This window comes from Vibrio sp. SBT000027, from assembly GCF_963894355.1.
GTDB classification, from domain to species: Bacteria; Pseudomonadota; Gammaproteobacteria; order Enterobacterales; family Vibrionaceae; genus Vibrio; species Vibrio splendidus.
This window is the reverse complement of sequence record NZ_CAWQGD010000001.1, coordinates 1,479,523-1,502,955: the sequence shown is the minus strand read 5'-3', so window position 1 is coordinate 1,502,955 and position 23,433 is coordinate 1,479,523. Positions and strand designations below refer to the sequence as shown.

General features: G+C 44.5%; 18 protein-coding genes. 10 read left to right on the top strand and 8 right to left on the bottom strand.

Features of this window, described 5'->3' with window-relative positions:
- Positions 1–106 precede the first annotated feature (106 nt).
- Positions 107–1,036 (top strand): helix-turn-helix transcriptional regulator, encoded by a 930-nt coding sequence (locus tag AACU28_RS06340; protein ID WP_029405119.1) that lies wholly within the window; start codon positions 107–109, stop codon positions 1,034–1,036.
- A gap of 153 nt (positions 1,037–1,189) precedes the next feature.
- Here the strand turns inward: AACU28_RS06340 and fruA are convergent, their stop codons facing one another.
- From fruA to fruB, 3 genes are read right to left on the bottom strand one after another with little or no spacing between them, the layout of a single operon-like run.
- On the bottom strand, positions 1,190–2,950 hold the full coding sequence (fruA, locus tag AACU28_RS06335) for a PTS fructose transporter subunit IIBC (RefSeq protein WP_121602595.1): 1,761 nt from the start codon (positions 2,948–2,950) through the stop codon (positions 1,190–1,192).
- Between the two features lie 15 nt (positions 2,951–2,965).
- Positions 2,966–3,943 carry a 1-phosphofructokinase gene (gene pfkB, locus AACU28_RS06330; RefSeq protein ID WP_004730293.1) on the bottom strand — a complete coding sequence of 326 codons (978 nt, stop codon included), beginning with the start codon at positions 3,941–3,943 and terminating at the stop codon, positions 2,966–2,968.
- A gap of 9 nt (positions 3,944–3,952) precedes the next feature.
- Positions 3,953–5,086: a fused PTS fructose transporter subunit IIA/HPr protein gene (fruB, locus tag AACU28_RS06325; protein ID WP_050621644.1), complete on the bottom strand. Its 1,134-nt coding sequence runs from the start codon at positions 5,084–5,086 to the stop codon at positions 3,953–3,955.
- A 385-nt stretch (positions 5,087–5,471) separates the two neighbouring features.
- Between fruB and cra the strand changes: the two genes are divergently transcribed.
- From cra to AACU28_RS06310, 3 genes are all read left to right on the top strand, one after another.
- On the top strand, positions 5,472–6,476 hold the full coding sequence (gene cra / locus AACU28_RS06320) for a catabolite repressor/activator (protein ID WP_121602594.1): 1,005 nt from the start codon (positions 5,472–5,474) through the stop codon (positions 6,474–6,476).
- Positions 6,477–6,721: 245 nt separating this feature from the next.
- Positions 6,722–7,486, top strand: coding sequence for a winged helix-turn-helix domain-containing protein (locus tag AACU28_RS06315; RefSeq protein ID WP_259462623.1), 765 nt, complete (start codon positions 6,722–6,724; stop codon positions 7,484–7,486).
- 132 nt (positions 7,487–7,618) lie between these two features.
- Positions 7,619–7,993, top strand: coding sequence for a hypothetical protein (locus tag AACU28_RS06310; RefSeq protein WP_259462622.1), 375 nt, complete (start codon positions 7,619–7,621; stop codon positions 7,991–7,993).
- Positions 7,994–8,083: 90 nt separating this feature from the next.
- Here the strand turns inward: AACU28_RS06310 and AACU28_RS06305 are convergent, their stop codons facing one another.
- The 5 genes from AACU28_RS06305 to nirB form a co-directional block, all read right to left on the bottom strand.
- Positions 8,084–8,710 carry an outer membrane beta-barrel protein gene (locus AACU28_RS06305; RefSeq protein WP_017092798.1) on the bottom strand — a complete coding sequence of 209 codons (627 nt, stop codon included), beginning with the start codon at positions 8,708–8,710 and terminating at the stop codon, positions 8,084–8,086.
- A gap of 238 nt (positions 8,711–8,948) precedes the next feature.
- Complete coding sequence (locus AACU28_RS06300) at positions 8,949–10,733, bottom strand: bifunctional protein-serine/threonine kinase/phosphatase (protein ID WP_121602593.1); 1,785 nt, start codon at positions 10,731–10,733, stop codon at positions 8,949–8,951.
- Positions 10,734–10,880: 147 nt separating this feature from the next.
- Entirely contained in the window at positions 10,881–12,350 is a 1,470-nt protein-coding gene (locus AACU28_RS06295) for a NarK family nitrate/nitrite MFS transporter (RefSeq protein WP_017092799.1), read from the bottom strand.
- 142 nt (positions 12,351–12,492) lie between these two features.
- On the bottom strand, positions 12,493–12,837 hold the full coding sequence (gene nirD / locus AACU28_RS06290; RefSeq protein ID WP_004730303.1) for a nitrite reductase small subunit NirD: 345 nt from the start codon (positions 12,835–12,837) through the stop codon (positions 12,493–12,495).
- A gap of 139 nt (positions 12,838–12,976) precedes the next feature.
- A complete protein-coding gene (nirB, locus tag AACU28_RS06285; RefSeq protein ID WP_121602592.1) occupies positions 12,977–15,559 on the bottom strand; it encodes a nitrite reductase large subunit NirB in 2,583 nt (860 codons plus the stop codon).
- Between the two features lie 472 nt (positions 15,560–16,031).
- Here nirB and AACU28_RS06280 point away from each other — a divergent pair, with 472 nt between their 5' ends.
- The 6 genes from AACU28_RS06280 (at position 16,032) to AACU28_RS06255 (ending at position 23,179) form a co-directional block, all read left to right on the top strand.
- The gene (locus AACU28_RS06280) at positions 16,032–18,614 is read left to right on the top strand and encodes a molybdopterin oxidoreductase family protein (RefSeq protein WP_121602591.1); all 2,583 of its coding nucleotides are present in this window, start codon (positions 16,032–16,034) and stop codon (positions 18,612–18,614) included.
- A 590-nt stretch (positions 18,615–19,204) separates the two neighbouring features.
- Positions 19,205–20,104 carry a DUF2971 domain-containing protein gene (locus AACU28_RS06275; protein WP_004730311.1) on the top strand — a complete coding sequence of 300 codons (900 nt, stop codon included), beginning with the start codon at positions 19,205–19,207 and terminating at the stop codon, positions 20,102–20,104.
- Positions 20,105–20,264: 160 nt separating this feature from the next.
- Positions 20,265–20,738: a hypothetical protein gene (locus AACU28_RS06270; RefSeq protein WP_131825511.1), complete on the top strand. Its 474-nt coding sequence runs from the start codon at positions 20,265–20,267 to the stop codon at positions 20,736–20,738.
- 133 nt (positions 20,739–20,871) lie between these two features.
- Positions 20,872–21,159 carry a hypothetical protein gene (locus AACU28_RS06265; protein ID WP_241907348.1) on the top strand — a complete coding sequence of 96 codons (288 nt, stop codon included), beginning with the start codon at positions 20,872–20,874 and terminating at the stop codon, positions 21,157–21,159.
- Positions 21,160–21,565: 406 nt separating this feature from the next.
- Positions 21,566–22,150: a hypothetical protein gene (locus tag AACU28_RS06260; RefSeq protein WP_121602590.1), complete on the top strand. Its 585-nt coding sequence runs from the start codon at positions 21,566–21,568 to the stop codon at positions 22,148–22,150.
- 135 nt (positions 22,151–22,285) lie between these two features.
- Positions 22,286–23,179, top strand: a complete 894-nt coding sequence (locus AACU28_RS06255) for a hypothetical protein (protein WP_121602589.1) — start codon at positions 22,286–22,288, stop codon at positions 23,177–23,179.
- The last annotated feature ends 254 nt before the right edge of the window (positions 23,180–23,433 follow it).

Genomic DNA, 23,433 nt, shown 5'->3' with positions numbered 1-23,433 from the left:
ACAAAGACGATAGTGAAGCCAAGTATCCAGTTCAATGAATCTGTCCAGTTCGGCGAAGTTAGCTGACAGTAAGACTAAAGCCAATGTACCAGAGACCCAAGACTGTATGACGCAAGAGAACAAACCTGCTTTGCATTTAGAACCAGCTTTTAAACTGGTGCCTGAGATTACATTGATTGAATCTTTGCCAGAGCACCTTCAAAAACGCTTTACGCATGCATTGACCTTGATGCATGAAGAGTGGGGTGAGCGTCGTACGTGGGAAGAAATCGCAACAGAGAGCGCGATTTCGCCATACCACTTTCATCGTCAGTTTACTGAGTTGTTTAACGAAACTCCGGGTCAGTATCTAAGCCGAGTTCGGTTACAAATCGCGGTGGGTTTGTTGATCAACGGTGAGCCGTGGAGCGTGATTGAAATTGCTCAGTATTGTGGCTACTCATCGTCACAGTCATTAGGTAAGGCGCTTAAGCGCGAGCTTGGTGTTACTGCAAAACATATTCGAGAAATGGGCTACAACGCGACGCCTAAGGAAACGGCAGACTTCATCCAGAAGTTGGCACATCCAGGTGTGCAGTCTTCGATGGAGAAAGAGCTGGTTAAGTCTATGCCGACCGAGATGGTTTGGTATCCAGAACGCGGCATGCAAAAGCTTAAACTGGAAGATCCTGATTGGGACACGGTATTTGAAATCTATGGTCAGAAATCGACGCATTTGATGGGCACCACGCCGATCAAGCAAATGAATAATAAGTGGGACGACATCGACGCTGAAATCGGAAATTGGCAAGTCGCGAAAGATCGTTACGATATGACCATTCCTGAAGGCTACTACTTATGCAGCGACGTTTATCTGGTTTCGGATGTGGCGTACAGCACAGCGTTAGAAGCTCTGTTTAAGGCGGTTGAACAACAAGGTTTGAAGTTAGATGTGCAAGGTTATTTGGTAGAGATGATTCGCCAGATCGACACGGATGATGTCGAAGGCGTGACGTTTTCATTCCAGTTGCCCGTTTTAGCGACATTAGAAAAGTAACACCAGACCGAGCGTTTCAGTTTGCTAGCTAATTCCAATAAAAAGGCTCCTCAAATGAGGAGCCTTTGTTTTATTTCAAGGAACCGTTTACCAAGAAACCGGTTATCAAGAGCCTCTGTTCGACGGGTTTAGCCGTTAAACAGAGTAGGGGGATTAAGCCTCTGCTTCTACTTTATCGCTGCTCATCTTTTTAAGAGCTGCGTAACCAAAGCCTGTTACTGCCGTACCTGCTGCAATCGCCACTAGGTACATAAGAACTGGAGAGATAGCACCAGGAATTAGTAGTACAAACAAGCCGCCGTGTGGAGCCATAAGCTGAGCACCAAACATCATTGATAGAGCACCAGTTAGTGCACCACCTGCCATACAAGCTGGGATAACACGCATTGGATCTTTCGCTGCGAATGGAATTGCACCTTCAGAGATGAAGCATAAGCCAAGAACGAATGATGCTTTACCCGCTTCACGCTCGCCTGCTTCAAACTTGTCTTTCACAAGGAAAGTCGCAAGGCCCATACCTAGAGCTGGAACCATACCTGCTGCCATGATAGCTGCCATTGGTGCGTAAGTTTGCGAAGCCAGTAGACCAACACCGAACGTGTAAGCTGCTTTGTTTACTGGACCACCAAGGTCGAAACACATCATTGCGCCTAGAATCACACCCAGAAGAATCGCGTTAGACGTTCCCATGTTGTTTAGGAAAGTGGTCATTGCGCTCATCACGCCAGAAACAGGGCCACCCACGATGTAAACCATCACCAAACCAGTGAACAAACTCGCGATAAACGGAATGATCAGGATTGGCTTGAGGGCTTCCATGGACTGTGGAAGTTGAACTTTGTCGGCAATGAATTTCGCTGCGTAACCGGCAATGAAACCCGCTGCGATACCACCTAGGAAACCTGCGCCCGTTGAGCTAGCCAACATACCGCCAATTAGACCTGGAGCCAGACCCGGACGGTCAGCAATAGAGAATGCAATGAAACCAGCAAGAACAGGGATCATCAGTGCGAATGCAGAACCACCACCGATAGTCATCAGTGCTGCTGCTAGTGTGCCTTCTTCTTTAAACGCTTCGATACCGAATACGAAAGAGAGTGCGATGATCAAACCACCCGCAACAACCACAGGAAGCATGTGCGATACACCTGTCATTAGGTGCTTGTACACGCCTTTCTTCTCGTCAGCAGGCGCTGAATTTGAAGAAGCAGTGTGTTGGTATGGTTTAGCTTCTGCGAATGCTTTTTCCATCTCTTGCTTTGTTTTCTTCAAAGCAGGACTTGTCGTTGTTTTGTATAGCGCTTTGCCGTTAAAACGATCCAGAGGAACGTCGATGTCAGCTGCGATGATAACAAGATCAGCGTCTGCGATTTCTTGGTCAGTCAGTTGGTTTTTCGCACCTACAGAGCCGCGAGTTTCCACTTTGATTTGGTGACCTAGGCGTTTGCCTTCTGCTTCAAGCGCTTCAGCTGCCATAAAGGTATGTGCAACACCAGTTGGGCAAGCGGTAATCGCTACGATCTTTTTGCTGCCAGTGCTTGCTGTTGTAGAAGAGTTTACTGACGTACCAGTTACTTCAACAGTGCTTTCAACTTGAGAAGCGTCTAGTACTGTTGCTTCTGCTATCGCTTTCTCTAGAAATGCTTTTGCATCCGCAGTGCATTCAGAGATAGCCGCTTGGTACACCTTTTTGCCAACAAAGCGCACTTTATCAACATTGGTGTTAGCTGCGATAACCACAACGTCGCTGCTGTCGATAGTGTCTTGCGATACGGTTGAGTCTGGTAGCACGCTTGATTGACATTCAATAGCGGCGTTCCAACCCAGTGCTTTTGTCGCTTGCTCTAACAAGCCTGCGGCGATGATGCTGTTTGCTACGCCACTAGGGCAAGCTGTGATAATGGTAATATTCATAATAAACCTTTTGTCCTATTTGCTTGTGTCTAACTGGCTAGTTGGAGCACTAAGCGACTGTAATTGGATATTTTGTAGTACTGAATCCAGCTCTTGTTGGCTGGTGATGCCCACGCCTACCTGTGAAACTGCTAGAGCAGATAGGGCGGTTGCGAATTTAATAAGTTCTGGTTTTGGCATCTGCTGCATGTGACCCCAACACAGGCCTGCTACTAAGGTGTCACCTGCGCCTACTGTGCTTACCACTTGCATACGTGGTGGCTGTGCATGTAGCCATTCACCTTGGTTTAGCCACATCACGCCTTCTGCGCCAAGTGATACCACGATGTTATCGATGCCTTTTTCACTCAGAACTTGGCCTGCGTGTTGGCATTGGTCACGTGTGGTCAGTTCTGCATTGAACAGCTGAGACAGCTCTTCATCGTTTGGCTTAATTAACCAAGGTTGTGCATTGATACCGGCTTTAAGTGCGTCACGGCTGCTGTCGAATAGCACCTTTTTACCTAGGTCACGCAAGCGTTGTACCCAAGAAGCGCAAAGCTCTGGCGATACACCTTGTGGCAAGCTGCCTGCAATCACGAAGTAATCGTGTGTTTCAGCCAGTTCTAACAAGGTTTCTTCAAACGCTTTAATCGCGTCAGCATTAACAGGAACACCTGGGAAGTTGATGTCGCTTACTTGGCCTGAGTTCTCTACCAACTTCACGTTGATACGAGTCGCGCCATCTACACGGATAAAGCGGTCAGTTGCGCCCATCTGTTCGAACAGTTGGCAGAAGGCTTCTTCGTTATTGCGACCAAGGAAACCTGTTACGGTCACTTTCGCGCCAAGCTCTGAAAGTACTTTTGCTACGTTTACGCCTTTGCCTGCCGCATGTAGAGAGCCTTTGTTCACTAGGCTCACTGAACCCACGTTAAGTGCGTCGATAGCGCCAGTTAGGTCGAGAGCAGGGTTTAGCGTAACGGTAACGGCTTTGATTTGTTTATCAGACATATCTATTCCTTAACCTTCGCCAAGGCCTGAAGCGATAGCTTTACCAATCGATTCAAGTGCTTGTGCTGCATCTTCACCTTCAGCAACAAACTGAAGCTGGTGGCCGTGTTTAACGCCAAGTGCGATTACTTTCATCAAGCTCTTCGCGTTCACTTCTTTTCCGTCGCCATCTAGGTTTGAAACGCGGATCGTTGATTCGAATTTCTTCGCTTCAGCGACTAGCATTGCACCTGGACGAGCGTGTAAGCCGTGTGCGTTTTTGATTTTGAATACTGCGCAGTTGTCATCGTCTTGAGACGCTGTAGAAACCGCTTCACCTTTCAGAAGGCCAATCACTTGTGCAATGTCAGCGGTTAACAGTTGTTGCTGTTTACCTTCGAAAACCATCTTGCTTAGGTTTGCCAGAATAGATTGGTGTGCGCTGTTACAAGCGGCGAATGCGACCAATGCTTTCACTGGTGTGCCTTCGTACTCACAATGGTTTGCCGTTGAAACGAAAGATACGCCAGTGCGAGTTACGCCTTTATCGCTGCCCAACAACCACAGGCCTTGGCCTAGGTGAGTCGGTGTTTTTGTTACTAGGTCTGCAACGAATGCGTTGTCAGTACAACCTGTGTTCTTAAGTAGGCCGCCCGCCACTGCCGACATCTGAACCATGTCGCTTGCAGGGAACAGTAGCTGAACTAAAGAAGCGTCTAGGTCTGCTTCTAGCTGAACTTCGCCGTTAAGTAGGGCGATGATTTCGTCTTCTGATTTCGCTTGCTTTAATTTCTCTTCAACACCGTCTGCCGCTAGCACTTTCGTTAGCTGCTTAAGGATGCCTAAGTGCTCGTCAGATTTCGCTGCAATACCAATTGCTACGTAAACACGGTTGCCGTCTGCCCAATCAATACCTTCAGGGAAGTGGTGTACCGCAACGCCTGTCTCTTTCACTAGGCCTCGCGTGTCTGTGGTGCCGTGAGGAATCGCGATGCCGTTACCTAGGAACGTCGAGTTCTGGTTTTCACGGTTCAGCATTCCTTCAACGTAGCCAGAATCCACTAGGCCTTTCGCGGTTAGGTCGCCAGCAATGTTCTGGATAGCTTTGAATTTGTCTTCGGCCGTTTGACCAAGAGTGATGTCAGATTTTGATAATTTAAGCATGGTGCCTCTTTAGCGTATCGCTTGAGAATTTGTGTATCGCTACGATTCAGTCTAGAGCAAGAATTAGTGAACTTTACTCGTTGCTTTGCTCTTTGTTTTACTTTAGCTGAATCGGTTCAGCATTCAGTGTAAAAAAATTCAGCAAAGCCGATTTTGGTTTTCAAAATAGTTTTGCTGCGTGTCGTAATTTCAGTTTCGTTAATAACGAGAAGTTGAATCACAACAAATGACGCTCAATCCATACAAAAGGATGATTGAAGTCACTTTTCAGATTTTGCTGAATCCTTTCAGCTTTTATACTGAATCGATTCAGCATATAATTCAACTAATCCGAGGATCAGATCATTGGTTATATGATCCTACGCACAAAATACAGGTCACCCATATGACACTTGATGAAATTGCTAAATTGGCTGGAGTATCGAAAACTACCGCTAGTTATGTCATCAACGGCAAGGCGCAGAAATACAGAATCAGTGAGAAAACTCAGCAGAAAGTCATGGCGGTTGTGGAAGAGTATAACTACCGACCAGACCATGCTGCTTCGTCGTTGCGCGCTGGTAATAGCCGTTCATTTGGTTTGATTATTCCTGACTTGGAAAACAGCAGTTACGCGCGTTTAGCAAAATTGATAGAGCAGAACTCACGTAAAGTGGGCTACCAGATTTTGATTGGCTGTTCTGATGATGATGCTGAAACTGAACGCAAGGTTGCTGAAGCTTTGGTGAGTCGTCGTATCGATGCCTTGTTGGTGGCGAGTTCAATGCCAGACGCCAATGAGTTCTACTTGAAGCTGCAAAACTCTGGAACGCCGGTTATTGCGATTGACCGTCCGTTAGACGATGAGCACTTTGCTTGTGTGATCAGTGAAGATTTTGAGGCTGCATTTGAACTGACGCATTCGATTCTCGATGACAGCATTCACAGTGTTGGCTTGATAGGTGCACTACCTGATTTAAATATCTCACGTGAACGTCAGCTGGGTTTTGAAGCGGCGAATAAAGCACATACTCAACAAACAAGGCTAGCAGAAAGCAAGCCGATGGTTGTGGGTTATGGAGAACACTTTGATAGAGAATCAGGGCGCGAGGTTTTTGAAGAGTGGATTGCAAAAGGCACAATTCCTGATGCGATCGTGACTATGTCTTACACCTTATTAGAGGGTGTGCTTGATGTGATGGTTGAAAAGCCAGAGCTGATCAATCAAGTCAAATTGGCAACCTTTGGTGATAACCGTTTATTGGACTTCTTACCTTTTAAAGTCCATTCACTGCCACAGCAATTCGAAGTGATTGCCGATAGCGCTTTTGCTTTGGCGTTAAATGCATCGGCTAAGCGTTACCAAGCTGGCATTGAACTCGTGCCGAGAAGTTTAGTGAGACGTACTTAACGCGCCGACGATTCAACTTTAAGAGAGCCTCAGTGATTTTAGGGTACTGAGGCTTTTTGTTTTTCTATTGAGTCCTGTTACCTGTTTGTTTCGTCACATTTACCTGTTTTCCGTAATACCTGCCTATTTTTCCTTCATGCTTGCTCAGTTTTATCGTCATTTATGGGTGATAGTTATCGGTTGTGTGTGGGATGGATCCGTTTCGGGAATGCATATATCTTGGTCTGATCAGTGCACTTAACCTAATGTACATTCGTCACTTTTCAACTACAATAAACAGTCATTTAGCTAACATCTTGGTGGGAAAACTCAAAGTGGATAAGCAGTACTCTTGTGGTGATTTGGTTTTCGATATCGAAAAGATGACCATAACAAAAGATCGTGCAGAACGGGCATTGAATTACAATGAATGTCTTTTGTTTAAAGCGTTCTTAGACAGTTCAAACCAAGTCCTGAGTAAAGAGACGCTAAAGCAAGCGGGATGGCCTGAAACCATCGTCACGGATTCCTCTCTCCAAAAGTCAGTACAAAAGCTTAGACTCGCCATCGCTATATCTGAATCCGTTGAGTTACGCACGATTGCAGGTGTTGGTTACATGCTTTACTGCGATAACGCTTCCCTTGAAGTAAAACCATCTGATGACCGACGTTTCAACGCGGCTAAACTAATAAAGATACTGTTGGCGTCAGTTTCTATTGTGTTCATTGTCTTATCTTGCTTTAACTTCTTACGGGTGACGAACACTCACTTAATGCCTTATTTACATGAAGATTATGAGGTGGTGGATATTGGTTCTCATGAACTGTTGAAACGCAAAGACATGGTTATTTCGCCTGACATTGAGGCGGTGATTCAACGCTTCGAATGTGATTGTTTTTATTTCATTGGTGAAAAAGCGGGACTATACAATCTCTCCATTTATGACAAAAAACGTCATCATAGCGAGAACTACTTTTTTGAAATTGAGGCTCTGCCAGAAATAACGGAGGGGTTGTTCAATGATGAATAGCCTGATGAATCTAGTTTGATAAAACTTAGCTTAAAATCTAGCTTAAAATCTAGCTTAAAACCTTGGATCGCTCTTCTGATTGCTTCCGTTGCTCTTTATGGCGCGTCACTTTACGTGCTTAGTAAAAAGCTTTTGCTTAACGGAAGGTACATTACCGAGGTACAACAATATTCTGATGATATGCATGTTTGGAGAGAAAGAATTGAAGTTGACTTGTATCGAAGCCAAATAGAGTCAACGATATCGATAGAAGGGGATGGTTTAGAAGGCGTCGCACTGTTCTCAGTAGACGGCGAAATAACTAAATCCTTCGATGGCGAATTTGAGTTTTCTTACAATACTGAAGCCATTCAAACCACTGAGGTATTAGATGGTTACCAAGCAGCGAGCTATACCACAATGTTCCTGTCGGGTACGTCGAAAAACGAATTGATTTATCATGGTCAAGGAGTCGATGTCATTTCGAGAGAGCGAAATTACTTGATGCTAAGCCGAGTTAGGCAATAGCAAGCTAAAGACTACTTCAGTAAAGATAAAGCCCAAAACAATGATATCTCCCGGCTGACCGGGAGATAAAGGGAATCAATTCTATCTGTGTTAAAAGTGGTATTTTACGTTCGCCATTAGTAACCACTCATCACCCACCTTTTGGGTGTTTTTGTAGGTCTTACCGTCTTCTTCAGTCCATTTGGCTTCAAGTTCATTGGTGTGGTAAACGTAGTTTACTTCGGTACCTATGCTCCAAGCATGAAAGCGATAGTCGAGTCCTGTTTGAGCACCAAGGACGATTCCATTTAGATCATCTACATCATATTCTGCTTCTGAATTGAACATCTCATAACCAAGTTTGCCGCCCACTGTCCAAGCGAGTTTTTGTGTAATAGGCACGATGTAGTTGTATTTAGTAAATAGTGTGCCTACTTCAAGTTCATCATCGTTATTTTCATTATTTTCGACACTGGTACCGCGGTAATCATAACCAATACTAATTTGATGAGTCTGGTTGATTGTCATACCGCCTTCGACGCCAAATACCATTGATGAAGATAAGTCGGTTTTACCTTTAGTCCCGTAATACGTGGACTCTGATTCCATTTGTCCACTTAAACGTGTTCCCACATCAATACCGACAAACGGTTCATAATTTGCTGCTGCGTTAACATTGAATGTTGTCGCTGTAGCTAGAATGGCGAAAGCAAAAAGTGGCGTTGTTTTATTAAGCATCATTGGCTCCTAGTAAAAAGGCTGAGAGTTAACTTTGTCGTTATTGTTTTTCACGTCGTGGTGAATTGATGCTCAAGTTAGAGGCTACGGTAGGGAAGGAGAAGCGAATTGTGCAGAATAGGACAGAAAAAAGCTAAAGCACTTATCTTGATAAATCTTTAGCTTTTTATTTAGTTAAATGATTGAAATGTATAGACTTTAATTTCCGTTCTTTTTTGTCAATTGGCGAGGGATATTGCTACTGAATCAAGATACCAAACTCAATAAGCGCTACTAAGCCTAAAAGCAGGGCCAACACCTTCCAAAACTGGATTGGGTTTCGGTTTATCAAAGGTTGCTTGGCTTGGCTTTTCACCAAGCTTTGGTTTGGCGTGTAAAGGTCTGCCACAAAATCCCCCAACACTTGATGACGTTCGCTTGGTGATTCCGCGCAGGCTTTTTGTAATACCAAATCCACCCAGCTTGGTAAGTCAGCTCGTTTCTGTGTGATGGGTTGGTATTCCCATTGATGGTGACGAGATTGCTTAAGCGATTGTGCGGTCATTTCAGAGTAGGGTAATTCACCGGTTAGCATCTCATAGCCGATTACAGCGATAGAGAACAGATCAGAGCTGGTGGTCGCGCTGTTATGTTTGATGGTCTCGGGTGCAATGTAATTGACCGCACCTAATGGAGTGTCGTCTTTGTCTGCGAGCTCTCCTTCTTCAAGTCCTCTGACTAATACAGCGCCAAGGTCGATGATTTTTATCTCACCATCATGTTGAAGCATAATGTTCTCGGGCTTTAAGTCTCGGTGCACCATGTCTGCGCGTTGTAATACTCGAATACCTTGTGTGATTTTTTCTAGTATGTCGCGTACTTCATTGAGTGACGGTTTTGGATTGTCGTACATCCATTGTCTTAGCGTGATGCCTTCTACCCATTCGCAGATTTGATATAAAAATTGCGAGTTCTCTGGCGTCGGGTAGACCTTCATTACCTTCTTATTGTTCAGCAAGATCCCTGCCCATTGTTCATTAAAGAAAGCTCTGAGTTGCGACGGACTATCGTGATATTGAACGGAAGGGACTTTTAGCACGAACTCGGTTTGTGTCTCTTTTTGCATCACACGATACACATGGCTTCTTGAACCTGCATACAACACCTCAAGCACCATGAAGTTGTCGATACTTTGCCCGAGCTTTAACGCGGGTGGGATGGCACGTTTAGCCAGTTTTTCATGGAACTCGATGAGCGAAGGCTTAGGTAGATGACTAACTTGCACAATCAAGCAGCTCACGTTGTCTGAGCTATTGTGGCTTAAAGCAGTGTTACAGATGGTCTGTGCTGCGTATTCGAAATCCGCTCCAGGCTTATCGATGTGTTCATTGAAGGTGTTGGGCGAGACAAATTCATGCACACCATCCGAAGTGAGGATAAAGCAGTCGTTTTTCTTGATAGGCAGGGTTTGATAGTCAACGTTGAGTTGGTTGTCCATGCCTAAGGCGCGTGTTAAGTAATGCTTTTGCCCCATATTTTTACGGGTGTGGTCGCGGGTCAGTTGTCGTAATTCTCCATCTCTTAGTAAGTAAATGCGACTGTCGCCAACGTGGAATATATGCGCGGTGTTCGATTTGAGTATCACGCTGCTAAAGGTGGAAACGAGCGCATTGTGGTTCACTTGTTGTGCAGGATGGATATTAGAAACAGACGTGTTGAAGAGCCAAGAATTGAGTGAGGTTAAGACTTTCTGTGCTGAACGCTGAATACTCCAGCTATTTGGAGTGGCGTAATAGTCGTCGATAAACTGCATCACGCTGGTGTGACTGGCTTTCTGGCCGTGTTCACTGCAACTCGCGCCGTCTGCTATGCAGGCGACACTGCCTTTCAACTCTTGCTCAGCACGAGTCTTCGGGTGTTTTACAATGATGGCGTCTTGGTTTTCATCACGTATGCCTTTATTCGAATAACCACCAAACTTGAGTGTGAGCTGGTTGTTTGATTCCGGCGTGACGACTTGCCCTTGGCTGAATGAAATTGTCATAACTGGTCTTCTTCTTAACTGGCTGTCTTCTCATTTGCTTGAGAGCACATCTGAGGAAGAACAAAAGCCCTAGTGAACCTAGAGCCTTTGAACGCAGTACCAAAGTGGTGAAACACACCTCGGTACTACTCCCGATTCAATGAGTGGTTAGCTCGATACGTTAATCAAGGTCACGCTACCGTCGTCATTCACTTCAGCTATTTGACCGTTAGGCTCTTCCATGAACAGTAGAGTTACAAAGCCAAGTACCGCTGTTGCAGCAATCACTAAGAAGAAGGTTTGGTAGCTCACGAATGACAACACAGTTAGGTAAACTACCGCACCCACGTTACCGTAAGCTCCGGTCATACCAGCAATCTGACCTGTCATACGACGCTTGATTAGAGGAACTGTTGCGAATACTGCACCTTCACCCGCTTGCACGAAGAAAGAACACGCCATCGCTGCGACAACCGCTAGCCATACAGGCCATGTGCTGTCGACTTGACCCATTGCAAAGTAACCCACAGCAAGACCAATCGTTAGAATAAGCAGTGTTGGTTTACGACCGAATTTGTCTGAAATCCAACCACCACCTGGGCGAGACATTAGGTTCATAAAGGCATAAGCCGATGCAACCATACCTGCAAGAACCGGTGTTAATTCAAAGGTATCAGAGAAGAACAGTGGCAGCATAGAAACAACAGCCAGTTCAGAACCAAATGTCGCGAAGTACAATACGTTAAGTACCGCAACTTGCTTGAATTTGTATTGGTGAATCTCTGGTACTTCTTCTTTAAATACGTTCTTGTTTACTTTCCAAACTTGCGACACTTCGTACACGTAAAGCGCAGCCAAACCTGCATACACAGAATACACCGCCATGTCAGATAACATGTTGATGTTGCTTGGTGATAGCTTCCATGTCAGTAGCGCTAGTGCGGCATACATCGGGATCTTCATAATAAGTAGGAAGAAAAAGTCACCCTTTGATGTCACTTCCATTGCCGTTACTTGAGCCGGTTTGAAGTAAGTAGAACCTTTTGGTGTATCCGTTACGTTTTTGTAGAACACAAACGAGAACGCTAAGCTCATAAGGCCAGTAATACCAACCGCATAACGCCAGCCGTCTTCACCACCAAACGCTAAAGCCAGAGTTGGAAGTGTAAACGCTGCCGCTGCAGAACCAAAGTTACCCCAACCGCCGTAAATACCTTCAGCCGTACCCAATTCATTGTGTGGGAACCATTCAGACACAAGGCGAATACCAACGACGAAGCCAGCACCAATGAAGCCTAATAGGAAACGAGCAATCGCCGCTTGAATGAAAGAGTCTGCCATAGCAAACATAAAACAAGGGATTGAACAGACAGCGAGTAGCGAAGAGTAGACCAATCTTGGGCCGTATCTGTCGGTTAACATACCAATGGCGACACGCGCCGGAATGGTCAATGCAACGTTGAGAATAAGCAGTGTTTTGATCTCTTCAGTAGAAAGACCAAGCGACGTTTTTACCATTTGCAGTAGTGGGGCAAAGTTGAACCACACAACAAAGGTGATAAAAAAGGCCATCCAACTTAGGTGTAAGGTTTTCATCTTACCCGTAAATGAAAGCAGCGAAAATTTTGTGTTATCCATGGTTTAAATCCTTTAAATCTGGAAAATTACCCGGCTTTAGCTCGTGCGTTACTTCCGAAATTCGAACGCATTCATGTGGCTAAACCCTGTGCCGAAATTGCTTACGCTGATAACGCGTTCGCATGATGATGTCGGCGTTTAGTTAACTGGCGATAGCAAGCGGTGCGAGAACCTGAACCTGTTCTCCTTGCTTGCGAACTTCAAATTTCACGAGCTTGAGATCGGGTTGTTCAAGGCACGCGCCAGTTTCTAAGTGGTAATGCTGCTTGTATAAGGGGGAGGCTACGTAAGGCTCACCGCTTAATGAACCAATGATACCACGTGACATCACATTCGCCTTGCCAACAGGATCGTAATTAGAGAGCCCATAAAGCGTGTCACTGCGCTTGCAGTAAAAAATAGCCACTTGGTTATCGTCTACTTTGGCGCAAATACCACCGTTTGGGGTTAGGTCCCGGGTGTTGCATACGGTTGTCCAATTTTCCATGACTTTCTCCTAGTCAAAACATAAAACTAATAATCAATTTAATTAGGGTGATAGCCGACAGCAGTTTTCTTGGGCTGCGCCACTGTCGACTATCGATATTGGGTTTAGTTGTTACTGATTCACTGACCGTCAATTCGGCTTACGAAACTTCCGTGACTTCGATTTGGTCAGCCTTGGTTAGCATTTCATCGCGTTGTGAATCTGAAGAAGAGCTCAAGCTCGGCTTAGGAAAACGCTGCTCTCGTTCTTTTATGAATGACAGGCTAGTGTCCATTTCTTCGCTGTTGATGTAGTGCTGGAAACGCTTCATTTTTTCAGGGTTTTCGATGGTGGTTTTCCATTCACACTGGTATTTTTCGATGTTGAGAGCGATATCGGTTTCAAGTTCTTCAGCAACATTGAGCTTGTCTTCAATCACGACTTGCTTGAGGTATTCAATGCCGCCTTCAAGGTTTTCCATCCATACCGATGTACGCTGTAGGCGATCCGCGGTACGTGTGTAAAACATCAGAATGCGGTCGATGTATTGCAGCAGGGTGGCTTCATCAAGGTCGGTCGCGAAAAGGTCACCATGGCGAGGGCGCATACCGCCGTTACCACAGATGTAGAGGTTCCAACCTTTGTCGGTAGCGATAATGCCAAAGTCTTTCGATTGGGCTTCTGCACATTCACGAGTACAGCCTGAAACCGCAAACTTAATCTTGTGGGGTGAGCGCAAGCCTTTGTAGCGGTTTTCTAGTCGAATCGCTAAGCCAACACTGTCGTCGACGCCGTATCGACACCAAGTGCTACCCACACACGATTTCACGGTACGTACTGATTTGCCGTAGGCGTGGCCCGTTTCAAAACCTGCATCAATCAGCTTTTTCCAAATGATTGGCAGTTCGTTAAGTTGAGCGCCAAACAAGTCGACACGTTGACCACCGGTGATCTTGGTGTAAAGGTCGAACTCTTTAGCGACTTCGCCAAGCACGATCAATTTATCTGGAGTGATTTCACCGCCAGCAATACGCGGAACCACCGAGTAAGTGCCGTCTTTTTGCATGTTGCCAAGGTAGATGTCGTTGGTGTCTTGCAGTTCGATATGTTGATCTTCGAGGATGTAATCGTTCCAGTAAGAAGCCAAAATTGAACCGACTGCAGGCTTACACACGGTACAGCCCAATCCGTTTCCGTGAGAATCAAGCAACTCATCAAAGGTCTTAATCTTGTTGACTCGAATGATGTCAGTCAGCTCTTGGCGAGAATAGGCAAAGTGCTCACAGATATCGTTAGAGACTTCCACACCTAGGTTACTTAGCTCGCTATCGAGAACCTGTTTAGCAAGGGCAGAACAACCGCCACAACCTGTTGAAGCATTCGTGGTTTCTTTCAATGCAGCCATCGTGGTGCAACCCGCTGAAACCGCGTCTTTAATGTCGCCTTTGGTCACATCGAAACATGAACAAATCACAGCGCTATCCGGCAGAGCTTCAACACCCATTGCCGAACCTGAATCATCGGCCACGTTAGGTAAAATCAATACCGATGGGTTTTCAGGAAGGGGCATATCGTTTTGTTTGATTTGCAGTAGCGAACCGTAAGCCTCTGCATCACCGACCAATACTGCACCGACAATCTTTGTGCCGTCTGCCGAGATGATCAGGCGCTTATAAACTTGTTCAATTTCATCGTTGTAGGTATACGACTGAGCGCCTTCCGTCTTGCCATGTACTTCACCAATACTGGCCACATCAACACCAAGCAGTTTGAGCTTGGTGCTCATGTCGGCACCAGTAAATGCAGCATCGTCAGTGCCGCTGGAGACAATATGCGAAGCCGCGACTTTCGCCATGGAATAACCAGGGGCGACTAAGCCGAAGATCTTGTTGTCCCAAAGGGCACATTCACCAATCGCATACACATTGTCTATGTTGGTTTGGCAGTGATCGTTAATCACGATGCCGCCACGTTCACCAATGGCGATATCAGAGCTGCGAGCTAGGGCATCTTGAGGGCGAATACCCGCAGAGAACACGATCATATCGGTTTCAAGGTGGGTGCCGTCTGCGAAGTTCATACGGTAGCGAGCGTTCTCACCCGCGACTATCTCAGAGGTTGCCTTCTCGGTGTGAACTTGGACGCCAAGTTCTTCAATTTTTCTGCGTAAAAGCGCACCGCCACCGTCATCTAACTGTACGGCCATCAGGCGAGGTGCGAACTCCACTACATGGGTTTCCAAGCCAAGATTTTTGACTGCGTTTGCGGCTTCTAAGCCAAGCAGGCCACCACCAATCACTACGCCAGATTTGCTGCCTTTGCTAGATAGTTCAATGGCGTCTAGATCTTCGATAGTGCGATAAACGTGGCAGTGTTCTTGGTCGTTACCGGGAATTGGGGGAACAAAAGGGAATGAACCGGTCGCCAGAATCAAGGTGTCATAACTCTCGGTATGTCCCGATTCAGTCACAACGCACTTATTTTCAGTATCTAGTTGAGCGACTCTCGCGTTTAGAAGGTAATTGACGCCATTGCTTTGGTAATACTCTTCGCTGGTTAATGCCAAATCATCAGCATTTCCGCGCTTGAAGTAAGCCGTCAACTGAACACGGTCGTAGGCCAACCTTGGCTCTTCACTAAAAGTAATTACATCAAACTCATCACTCTCTGATTGCAGGATGTTGTCGATAAATTTGTGTCCAACCATGCCGTTACCAACAACGACGATTTTCTTCTTGCTCATAATCCATTCCTTATTCTCGGCGTCACCATCACTAGCATCTAATTTCTAGTCGTTAGCAGATGAATACCGGGTTGAGATTCCACTCAATTCATAATCATTAAGAAAAACAAAAATGTTTTTTCTAAGTCTTGGTTTTTAGTGGAGCAAGGAGGGTGCCAGATTGCGAGTTGTTCATCAAAATAAAATTTAATCTATATATTTCAATGTTTTAAAAATTACAGGTGACACGCAATTACCCCTAAAGTAGTATGTAAAATTTTTGTTATATTTATATAAATGAGCGTTTGTGGTGCAACTTTCTGCAAGATGGTGCAAAAGTTAAGTTTCTATCTTGGCTAAGTTCGATTTTGTTCAGCTTTGATATTTTTTATTTCATTAAGTTGTTGTTTTTAAACGATAATATTTCAATTCGGTCGACTGGTATTAAGTGGCGTGCTATTTGCTTGGTTTGAGTTATTACAATTATGGATAATTGAGCGAGAAACGGATGACCGATTCAAACAGCGGCTGGATAAAATCAACCTGTGCTTATTGTGGTGTAGGGTGTGGAATAGAAGCGAGACCGACATCGTTAGGAAAACTAGAAGTACGTGGTGATAAAGATCATCCATCAAACTATGGAAAGCTATGTACTAAAGGGATTGCGCTTGGTGATACCGTCACGCCTTTAGGACGCCTAACACAGCCTGCTCATATTCAGAATGAGCAAAAACAAGAGCTGGACTGGAACCGTGCCACTCAGTTGGTCGCAGACAAATTCAATCGAACCATCGAAGAATTTGGGGCCGATTCGGTTGCGTTCTATGTTTCTGGTCAGCTGCTTACCGAAGACTATTATGTTGCCAATAAACTGATGAAAGGCTTCATCGGCAGTGGCAACATCGACAGTAACTCTCGCCTTTGCATGGCTTCAACCGTGGTCGGGCATAAGCGAGCATTTGGCGCAGACACAGTACCGGTTTGCTACGAAGATCTCGAGCAAGCCGATCTAGTCGTGATTACTGGCTCAAATCTAGCTTGGTGTCACCCTGTGTTATTCCAAAGATTAAGAGCCGCAAAACAAGCCAACCCTGCATTGAAAGTCATCGTCATCGACCCGCGTTATACCGACACTTGTGAAATCGCAGACATTCACTTGGCATTGGAATCAGGCTCAGACGTGGCGCTGTTTAACGGCTTATTAGGCTACCTCGACGATAACGACAAGCTAGATTCAGACTACATAGAAAACCACACTCAAGGCTTTACTGAATCGATTCGATCTGCGACTCGCTACCGTTATACCGAATCAGGCTGGGGCGACAAAAGCGTTCCTGAGCTCACCGGGTTAACAGAGCAGCAGCTAAAACAGTTCTACAGTTTGTTTGCATCGAACGAGAAGGTGCTAACCATTTACTCCCAAGGCGTGAACCAATCGACACAAGGGTGTGACAAGGTGAATGCGATTATTAACTGCCATTTAGCCACCGGAAAAATCGGCAAGCCGGGCATGGGGCCATTCTCTGTAACGGGCCAGCCGAACGCGATGGGTGGGCGTGAGGTGGGCGGTTTAGCCAATACCTTAGCGGCGCACTTTGAATTTGGTGATCCGCAATCACACCAAACCGTCAGCGAGTTCTGGCAAACCGACAGCTTAGCCACACATGCGGGTTTAAAAGCGATTGACCTGTTTGATGCGATGAATGAGGGAAAAATCAAAGCGGTGTGGATCATGGCAACGAACCCAGTTGTGAGCCTGCCTGACAGTGAAAAGATCAAAACCGCATTAGAGAAGTGCCCATTTGTGGTGGTGTCTGATTGTATTGCCGATACGGAAACCACTCGTTTGGCCGATGTGGTGCTACCCGCACAAGGGTGGAGCGAGAAGTCGGGCACTGTGACCAACTCTGAACGCCGAATCTCACGTCAACGCCGCGTGTTACCAAGCCCAGGGGAAGCCAAGCCCGATTGGTGGATATTAAAAGAAGTGGCACAAAAAATGGGATTCAAAGAGCAGTTCGAGTTCCGCCACGAAGGTGAGATCTTCAAAGAGTACTGCAAGATGACAGCGCTCGGCAATGAAACAGGTAAAGCGCGTGACTTGTGCTTAATTGGACTCACGCAACTGGATGAGAAAGGCTATGGCGAACTCACTCCACAGCAGTGGCCAGTATTAGAGTATCAACCAGAGATCATTGAGCAGCGCATGTTTACAAATGGTGAGTTTTTTACCGAATCTGGCAAGGCGCAGTTTATTGCGGTTGAACACGACAAGCCTATCGCTGATACCAGTGTTGAATTCCCGCTTGTCATGAACACAGGGCGAATCCGAGACCAATGGCACACCATGAGCCGCACGGGCTTAGCCGCAGGTTTAGGCGAGCACACCCCAGAACCGTTTGTCGCCATGCACCCAGATACCGTTGCTGAGCTTGGTTTAGATGAATTTGGGCTAGATGCCTTCAACCACGCCACTATTAATCCTGTGGTGAAAGTGCGCAGTGCACAAGGTGAATGCCAAGCCCGCTTAGTGGTAACCAAAGAGATGCGCCGCGAGCAAGTTTTCATGCCTATCCACTGGAACGCACCGACCGCCAAAGACAGCAAACCGTGTGACTTGATCTTGCCTCATACCGATGCCGCATCTGGTCAGCCAGAGTTTAAACATACCCCAGTGATGGTTGAACCGTGTGGCTATCGCAGTGAAGCCGCACTGGTCAGCGACAAGGTGATGGATTGCAGCGGTTTTGATTACTGGGTACGTCAAAGAGTAGAGGGTGGTTTTCTGTATCGCATCTCATCATCTAAGAACCCAATGGAGCTGGTGATTCAACTGGCCAACACACTCGATGCCTTACCAGAACCCAACGCGGAGGCGATCAAATCACTCCATTACCACGGCAACAAATCATTCAAGAACTACGGCTCCGCGAAGCTGGGTCAGTCTGGCGTAAAGCAAGCCTTTGTGGTGAACAGTAAGCTAGACCATCAAAGCATTGAATGGCTGGTGGAATGCCTAACCCGAGAAGCCGATGAAGAGTTCGAAGCCGAGTTTTTGAGTACCATGGCGAAGTAACTGACTACCTCCAACCTATTAATACCTAAAGTTAAGCGCCGACAATCACGTCGGCGTTTTTATTTTTAAGTGTGCGATACCGATTGATTAAACGACAAGTTTCACATATCATCTCACGATCTGGTATGTCGTTCTGTAATTTTTAGGTAGAGGTAAGTTGATGTCTAAGTTAGCCAACGCAAGAAAACCGGTCTTGTATCATACGCTGGCGAATTCAGCGCTGCTTAGGAGTGACCATGTATAACCAAGGCGACCTCTGTCCACACTGCGGTTTAATCATCATGCTGCCTACAGATATTGAACCCAAATGCCTAGGCTGTGGCGAAGAAATCAACGAACAAGATGACGACTAACTCACACATTGAGTCACTTTCTACATTTTGCGGAGACTATATGGAATTTTTCTGCTTTTTGTCATGTTTGATAAAGAAGTAATCAGGTAAGGTTCTGTTATTAAATGAGTTATTAGACAGAACCTGAAAAATTTAGATTACTAGGCAGAATTGTTTCAGGGACAGAATGCAGAACTATTCTGTCTAATATAGCTGTTAGGCCTCAGGGCTGAGAGGAAATATTAACGGGAGTTTATTTTGAAACCAGAAGTACTTTATAAATATCGTGATGATTCTGAACGTACAGAAGATATGATTAAAAATCAGAAAGTTTGGTTGTCCTCTCCAAAACAATTAAACGATCCTCTTGAGTGCAGAACAGGTGACATACCACCTGAATGGGAAGCAAAAACTATTCGTGAAAACGAAAATGCACAGATCATGGGGGTTATTATGCAACCTCCTTTCTTTGAACCTCCTAAGTGCTTATTCTCACTTAATGAAAGAGAAACTAAGCAATGGCTTAAGCGTTTTTCTAAGCTAAATCACCCTAGAAAAGTAAAAGCTATGAGGCAGTTATATTCTGACCATGGAATAGAGCTTTCTCGTCCTGAAAATATTTTTAAAGATATGCGTAAACGTTTATCTCAAGTTGGTATTTTTAGTTTAAGTGAAGATTGTTCAAATGAATTAATGTGGGCTCATTACGGTGCGAATCATGAAGGTATTGCTTTAGGTTTTAGCAGTTCGAGTGACTGCAAGCTTTCAAATCAACGTCATTGTCTACCAGTCATTTACGCTAGAAAAAAACCTACATTTGAGTCGGGCTTTAAAAACGAAGTGCAAATTATGCCACCGGGTACTGGTCAAGCGAACGTTCAAAGAGTCTCATTTGAAGATGAAGTTTTCCGTTCAACAATTAGTACAAAAACGCCTGCGTGGGAGTATGAAAAGGAGTGGAGGTATGTCGAAGAAAGTCATGGGCTATTTTACTACCCTGGAATTTTAAGTCACGTAGTTTTTGGTTTGCGTATGAGTGATGGACGAAAAAAATACTATAAAGACTTAGTGGCGCAGCACATTGGAAATGATGTTGATTTTTATGATGTTGTTGAGTCCGAAGACCTAAGTGGTTTGAGCATTGTTAAGAGGCAATAAAAGGCCTAACAAAGCGTTTAAGACAGATTCGCAACACTCGGCGTTTTCAGTTTAAGTTGAGTTTGGTGTTTACGGTGCAATGGTTTAGGTTAGGTGGCAGGCGTTGCTCACTACTTAACGCGGCGTTAACCATATTTATTGAAGTTCAGAGGGAGGTGGTTTGGAATTTAAACAATTAAATCGATATATGAGTGCCGAAGCGGTTATCGATGACTTACATAATGGTCTTATTACAGATACCCATGTTGATTTATCTGGTGTAGAGAACTCTCATGTTCACAATCAACTCGTATTTCGTCAAATTGAGCTAATGAGAGTAATTAACTTTTATTACGACAAAGGTTATTTGACTGCAACGATCGTAAGTGAGGACGGACAGAACTCTTGGTTCAAAGACATAAAGTTAAGTGATGAGTATTTACGAGAGCTCGAAAAAGAGCAAAAGAAGCATAGAAAAATGCTCCAGCCTAGGATCTTAGAGCAAATCCCGACCAAGCTAGTTGTCGGTATAGTTGTTGCCATAGCTATATGGTGTTTACAAGCACTATTTCAATGGGTGTTTCCAGAGTTATATTTGCAGTTGCTCAATGATCCGATAAATACGATGAAGTCCTTACTAGCACAATATGGCTAACAAAGCGTTTAAGACAGATTCGCAACGCTCGGCATTGCTTTGAATTTAGTGTTTACGGCACAATGGTTTAGGTAGGGTGGTCTGCGTTGCTCACTACTTAACGCGGCGTTAGGAAAATAAGGAAGCAATGGCGATGAAGATGATATCTTATTGGAAGAATATCGAAGAAATTCATGAAGATGATGGTTTGGTCTTGATCGTTGGTTGGTACGATCATAAGCATGAATATGACGGTGGGCAAAAAAGCCTAGGTGTTCATTGGGGAACATATCCTCAATCAAGAGGCATATTAAGTCCTTGTGTAATACCTAAAGAGACAAGCGATGCGATGTTATCAGGCTTATTGCACAAAGCTGTCATGGATAACAACAAAGAGCTAATTCAAAACATCACGAAAGCAATTGAGTTTCTAAATGGTTAAGGTTTCCATATGGTCAGTTAATCAAGAGGGCAGCTAAAATGACATTCCGTACATACACTAAGTTAAAATGCTCATGTGGGCAAATTGGAGAAATTGTTGAAAGTGAAAATGATCAACCTTTCTCAAAGGAATGGTCAAAAACTAGTTTGAGAAACCTAGGTTCTAAAGGCAACTACAATGGAAATTACTTCTTAATTTCGAGCATGAGATCATCATGCCTTATATGCGGTCGCAGCCTAGGCCCAGAACATATCGTGGAATAATTTGCCTAACAAATGCTTCAAGTTGATTCGTAACACTAGGCATTTTTGGTGCTAATGCTGGCTTTTGTGTTTAAGGTGATCAAATTAAAGTCAGTGATGCGTTACTCACAACTTAAGCGGGCGTTAACTGTTTTTGAGGAAGTATGGACATTATTGATTGGAATTTAGTTTTGACATCTTTAGCTACAATTGCAGCAATATGCAGTGCATTCGCTGCGTTGAAGTCTTATAAGGTATCTGAAAGCTTAAGTAGGACTTGTAATATTTTTATCACTTCTGGACTTGATGAGATAACGGTTACGGCGACTTCAGAAAGTGAACGAGTTTTCGTTCTAGACATATCCATCTTAGTTAAGGAACGTTTTTTCAAACGTTCGAACTATTCATGTACTTTGCTGAAAAACGTTCATGTTCATCATGAAAAAGGAAAAAGTGGTGACAGGCTATTCCATACTTTATTTGAAAGAGGTTTGGTTGCGGGCGAATCGTACCGTTTTCCTATATCTGAATTGTTTAAAATTGCTCAAAACAACATAATTTGTGTAGAAGGTTCAAAAGAACGTAGTCTTGACGTATCAACTTTAGTTATTGGTTCCAAGTCAGAATTACACTTCAATATAAATGGGCAAGATATCAAGCGGGACTTGACTCTCACGAATGAAATAATCAATAGAATCAATGGACCAACTAGAGAAAAAGACTTTGTCCTGAAGTCTAAAAACAGTTAACAAACTGTTCAAGAGGGATTCGCAACGCGTGGCATTTTCACTATGGCGTTGCGTTTAGTGTTTAAGGTGGTATGCGGCGGCATCGGTATTGCGTTGCTCACACCTTAACAGGGCGTTAGAAATTTGAGGAAAGTTATGGAGTCTGAAGAACACAATGTTCAGTGTGAGTCTGAAAGTACACTGACATATTTAACGGTTTTTGAGCACGTATGGCTATTAACATGTCAGACGTGGGAAATGTTTATTGTGTTTTTTTTCGTGTCTCTTGGAGGCGTATTTAGCTTTTTAGAATTATTCAAATTTTTTCAACCACAAGTGAACTTAGGTAATATCTATACCCTATCGGCTTTGATACTTATCAGCTTTATCGTGTCAATTTCGCGCTGTATCTACTCATACCGGACTGCAATACCAGTCGGACTGGAAAGCGAATCTAATCATGTTCATCGAATTGCACGAGATAAGAAACACTTTTGGGAATATGCACTATTCTACCAGTTACTAAATGACAGAGTTTCAGCGATTGATCAGGAGCTTAATGACATCTTGAGAGGTAAAGTTCATGTGAAAGTTCTGAGAAGCTTGAGCGACGACGAGTATGTCAAATGGCTTCAATTACGACCTGAAAATTTGCTAAAAATTGTTGAGGTAGCAAAACGACTGCTGATTATAGAATTAGGACATACCTTATCATCTTCTGATGATATTGAAGTTGATCATAAGAGATTATTACGATTTTCAAACTTGGTAAGCGATTTGTATCGAGAACTTTATGAGTACGAAATCGAGGGTAGACAAATATTGGTACCTGACGATTTTAGACTCCTACATGAGATTCAATCAGATTGGGTTGCCAGTATCCGAGATGGAATTAATCAAATGATAACGATAGTCAATGGTATAGCGAGTAGAGATAAAAATGATCGTTCTCCGATTAAAGGAACAATAATTTTTGAGGAACCTCCGCGGATTGAAGAGTTTAATTCAGAGCTTCAAAGGGTCATGCAATTAAAAGGGTTAAATTTCTAACAAAGCATTTAAGACGGATTCTCAACGCTTGGCAATTTCAGCTTAAGTCGGCTTCAGTGCTAAATGTGGCAAGGCTTAAGGTTGGGTGTTCGCGTTGTTCACCACTTAATGCGGCTACATGGATTCCCCCGGTTGTCAAACATCCGCTAAACTTATGTTGATGGGTTTTGGACTGCCGCTCTACATTCGGCCTACTTGTCGACGATTCGCATACGTCGTGGCCCTGATGACTTGCGCGACTGCGGTGCCTTATT

What these genes read in the sequence shown, in the direction of transcription:
- AACU28_RS06340 (WP_029405119.1), top strand. Translation starts at nt 107, where the DNA reads ATGACGCAAGAGAACAAACCTGCTTTGCATTTAGAACCAGCTTTTAAA.
- fruA (WP_121602595.1), bottom strand. Translation starts at nt 2,950, where the DNA reads ATGAATATTACCATTATCACAGCTTGCCCTAGTGGCGTAGCAAACAGC.
- pfkB (WP_004730293.1), bottom strand. Translation starts at nt 3,943, where the DNA reads ATGTCTGATAAACAAATCAAAGCCGTTACCGTTACGCTAAACCCTGCT.
- fruB (WP_050621644.1), bottom strand. Translation starts at nt 5,086, where the DNA reads ATGCTTAAATTATCAAAATCTGACATCACTCTTGGTCAAACGGCCGAA.
- cra (WP_121602594.1), top strand. Translation starts at nt 5,472, where the DNA reads ATGACACTTGATGAAATTGCTAAATTGGCTGGAGTATCGAAAACTACC.
- AACU28_RS06315 (WP_259462623.1), top strand. Translation starts at nt 6,722, where the DNA reads ATGTACATTCGTCACTTTTCAACTACAATAAACAGTCATTTAGCTAAC.
- AACU28_RS06305 (WP_017092798.1), bottom strand. Translation starts at nt 8,710, where the DNA reads ATGCTTAATAAAACAACGCCACTTTTTGCTTTCGCCATTCTAGCTACA.
- AACU28_RS06300 (WP_121602593.1), bottom strand. Translation starts at nt 10,733, where the DNA reads ATGACAATTTCATTCAGCCAAGGGCAAGTCGTCACGCCGGAATCAAAC.
- AACU28_RS06295 (WP_017092799.1), bottom strand. Translation starts at nt 12,350, where the DNA reads ATGGATAACACAAAATTTTCGCTGCTTTCATTTACGGGTAAGATGAAA.
- nirD (WP_004730303.1), bottom strand. Translation starts at nt 12,837, where the DNA reads ATGGAAAATTGGACAACCGTATGCAACACCCGGGACCTAACCCCAAAC.
- nirB (WP_121602592.1), bottom strand. Translation starts at nt 15,559, where the DNA reads ATGAGCAAGAAGAAAATCGTCGTTGTTGGTAACGGCATGGTTGGACAC.
- AACU28_RS06265 (WP_241907348.1), top strand. Translation starts at nt 20,872, where the DNA reads ATGAAGATGATATCTTATTGGAAGAATATCGAAGAAATTCATGAAGAT.
- AACU28_RS06260 (WP_121602590.1), top strand. Translation starts at nt 21,566, where the DNA reads ATGGACATTATTGATTGGAATTTAGTTTTGACATCTTTAGCTACAATT.
- AACU28_RS06255 (WP_121602589.1), top strand. Translation starts at nt 22,286, where the DNA reads ATGGAGTCTGAAGAACACAATGTTCAGTGTGAGTCTGAAAGTACACTG.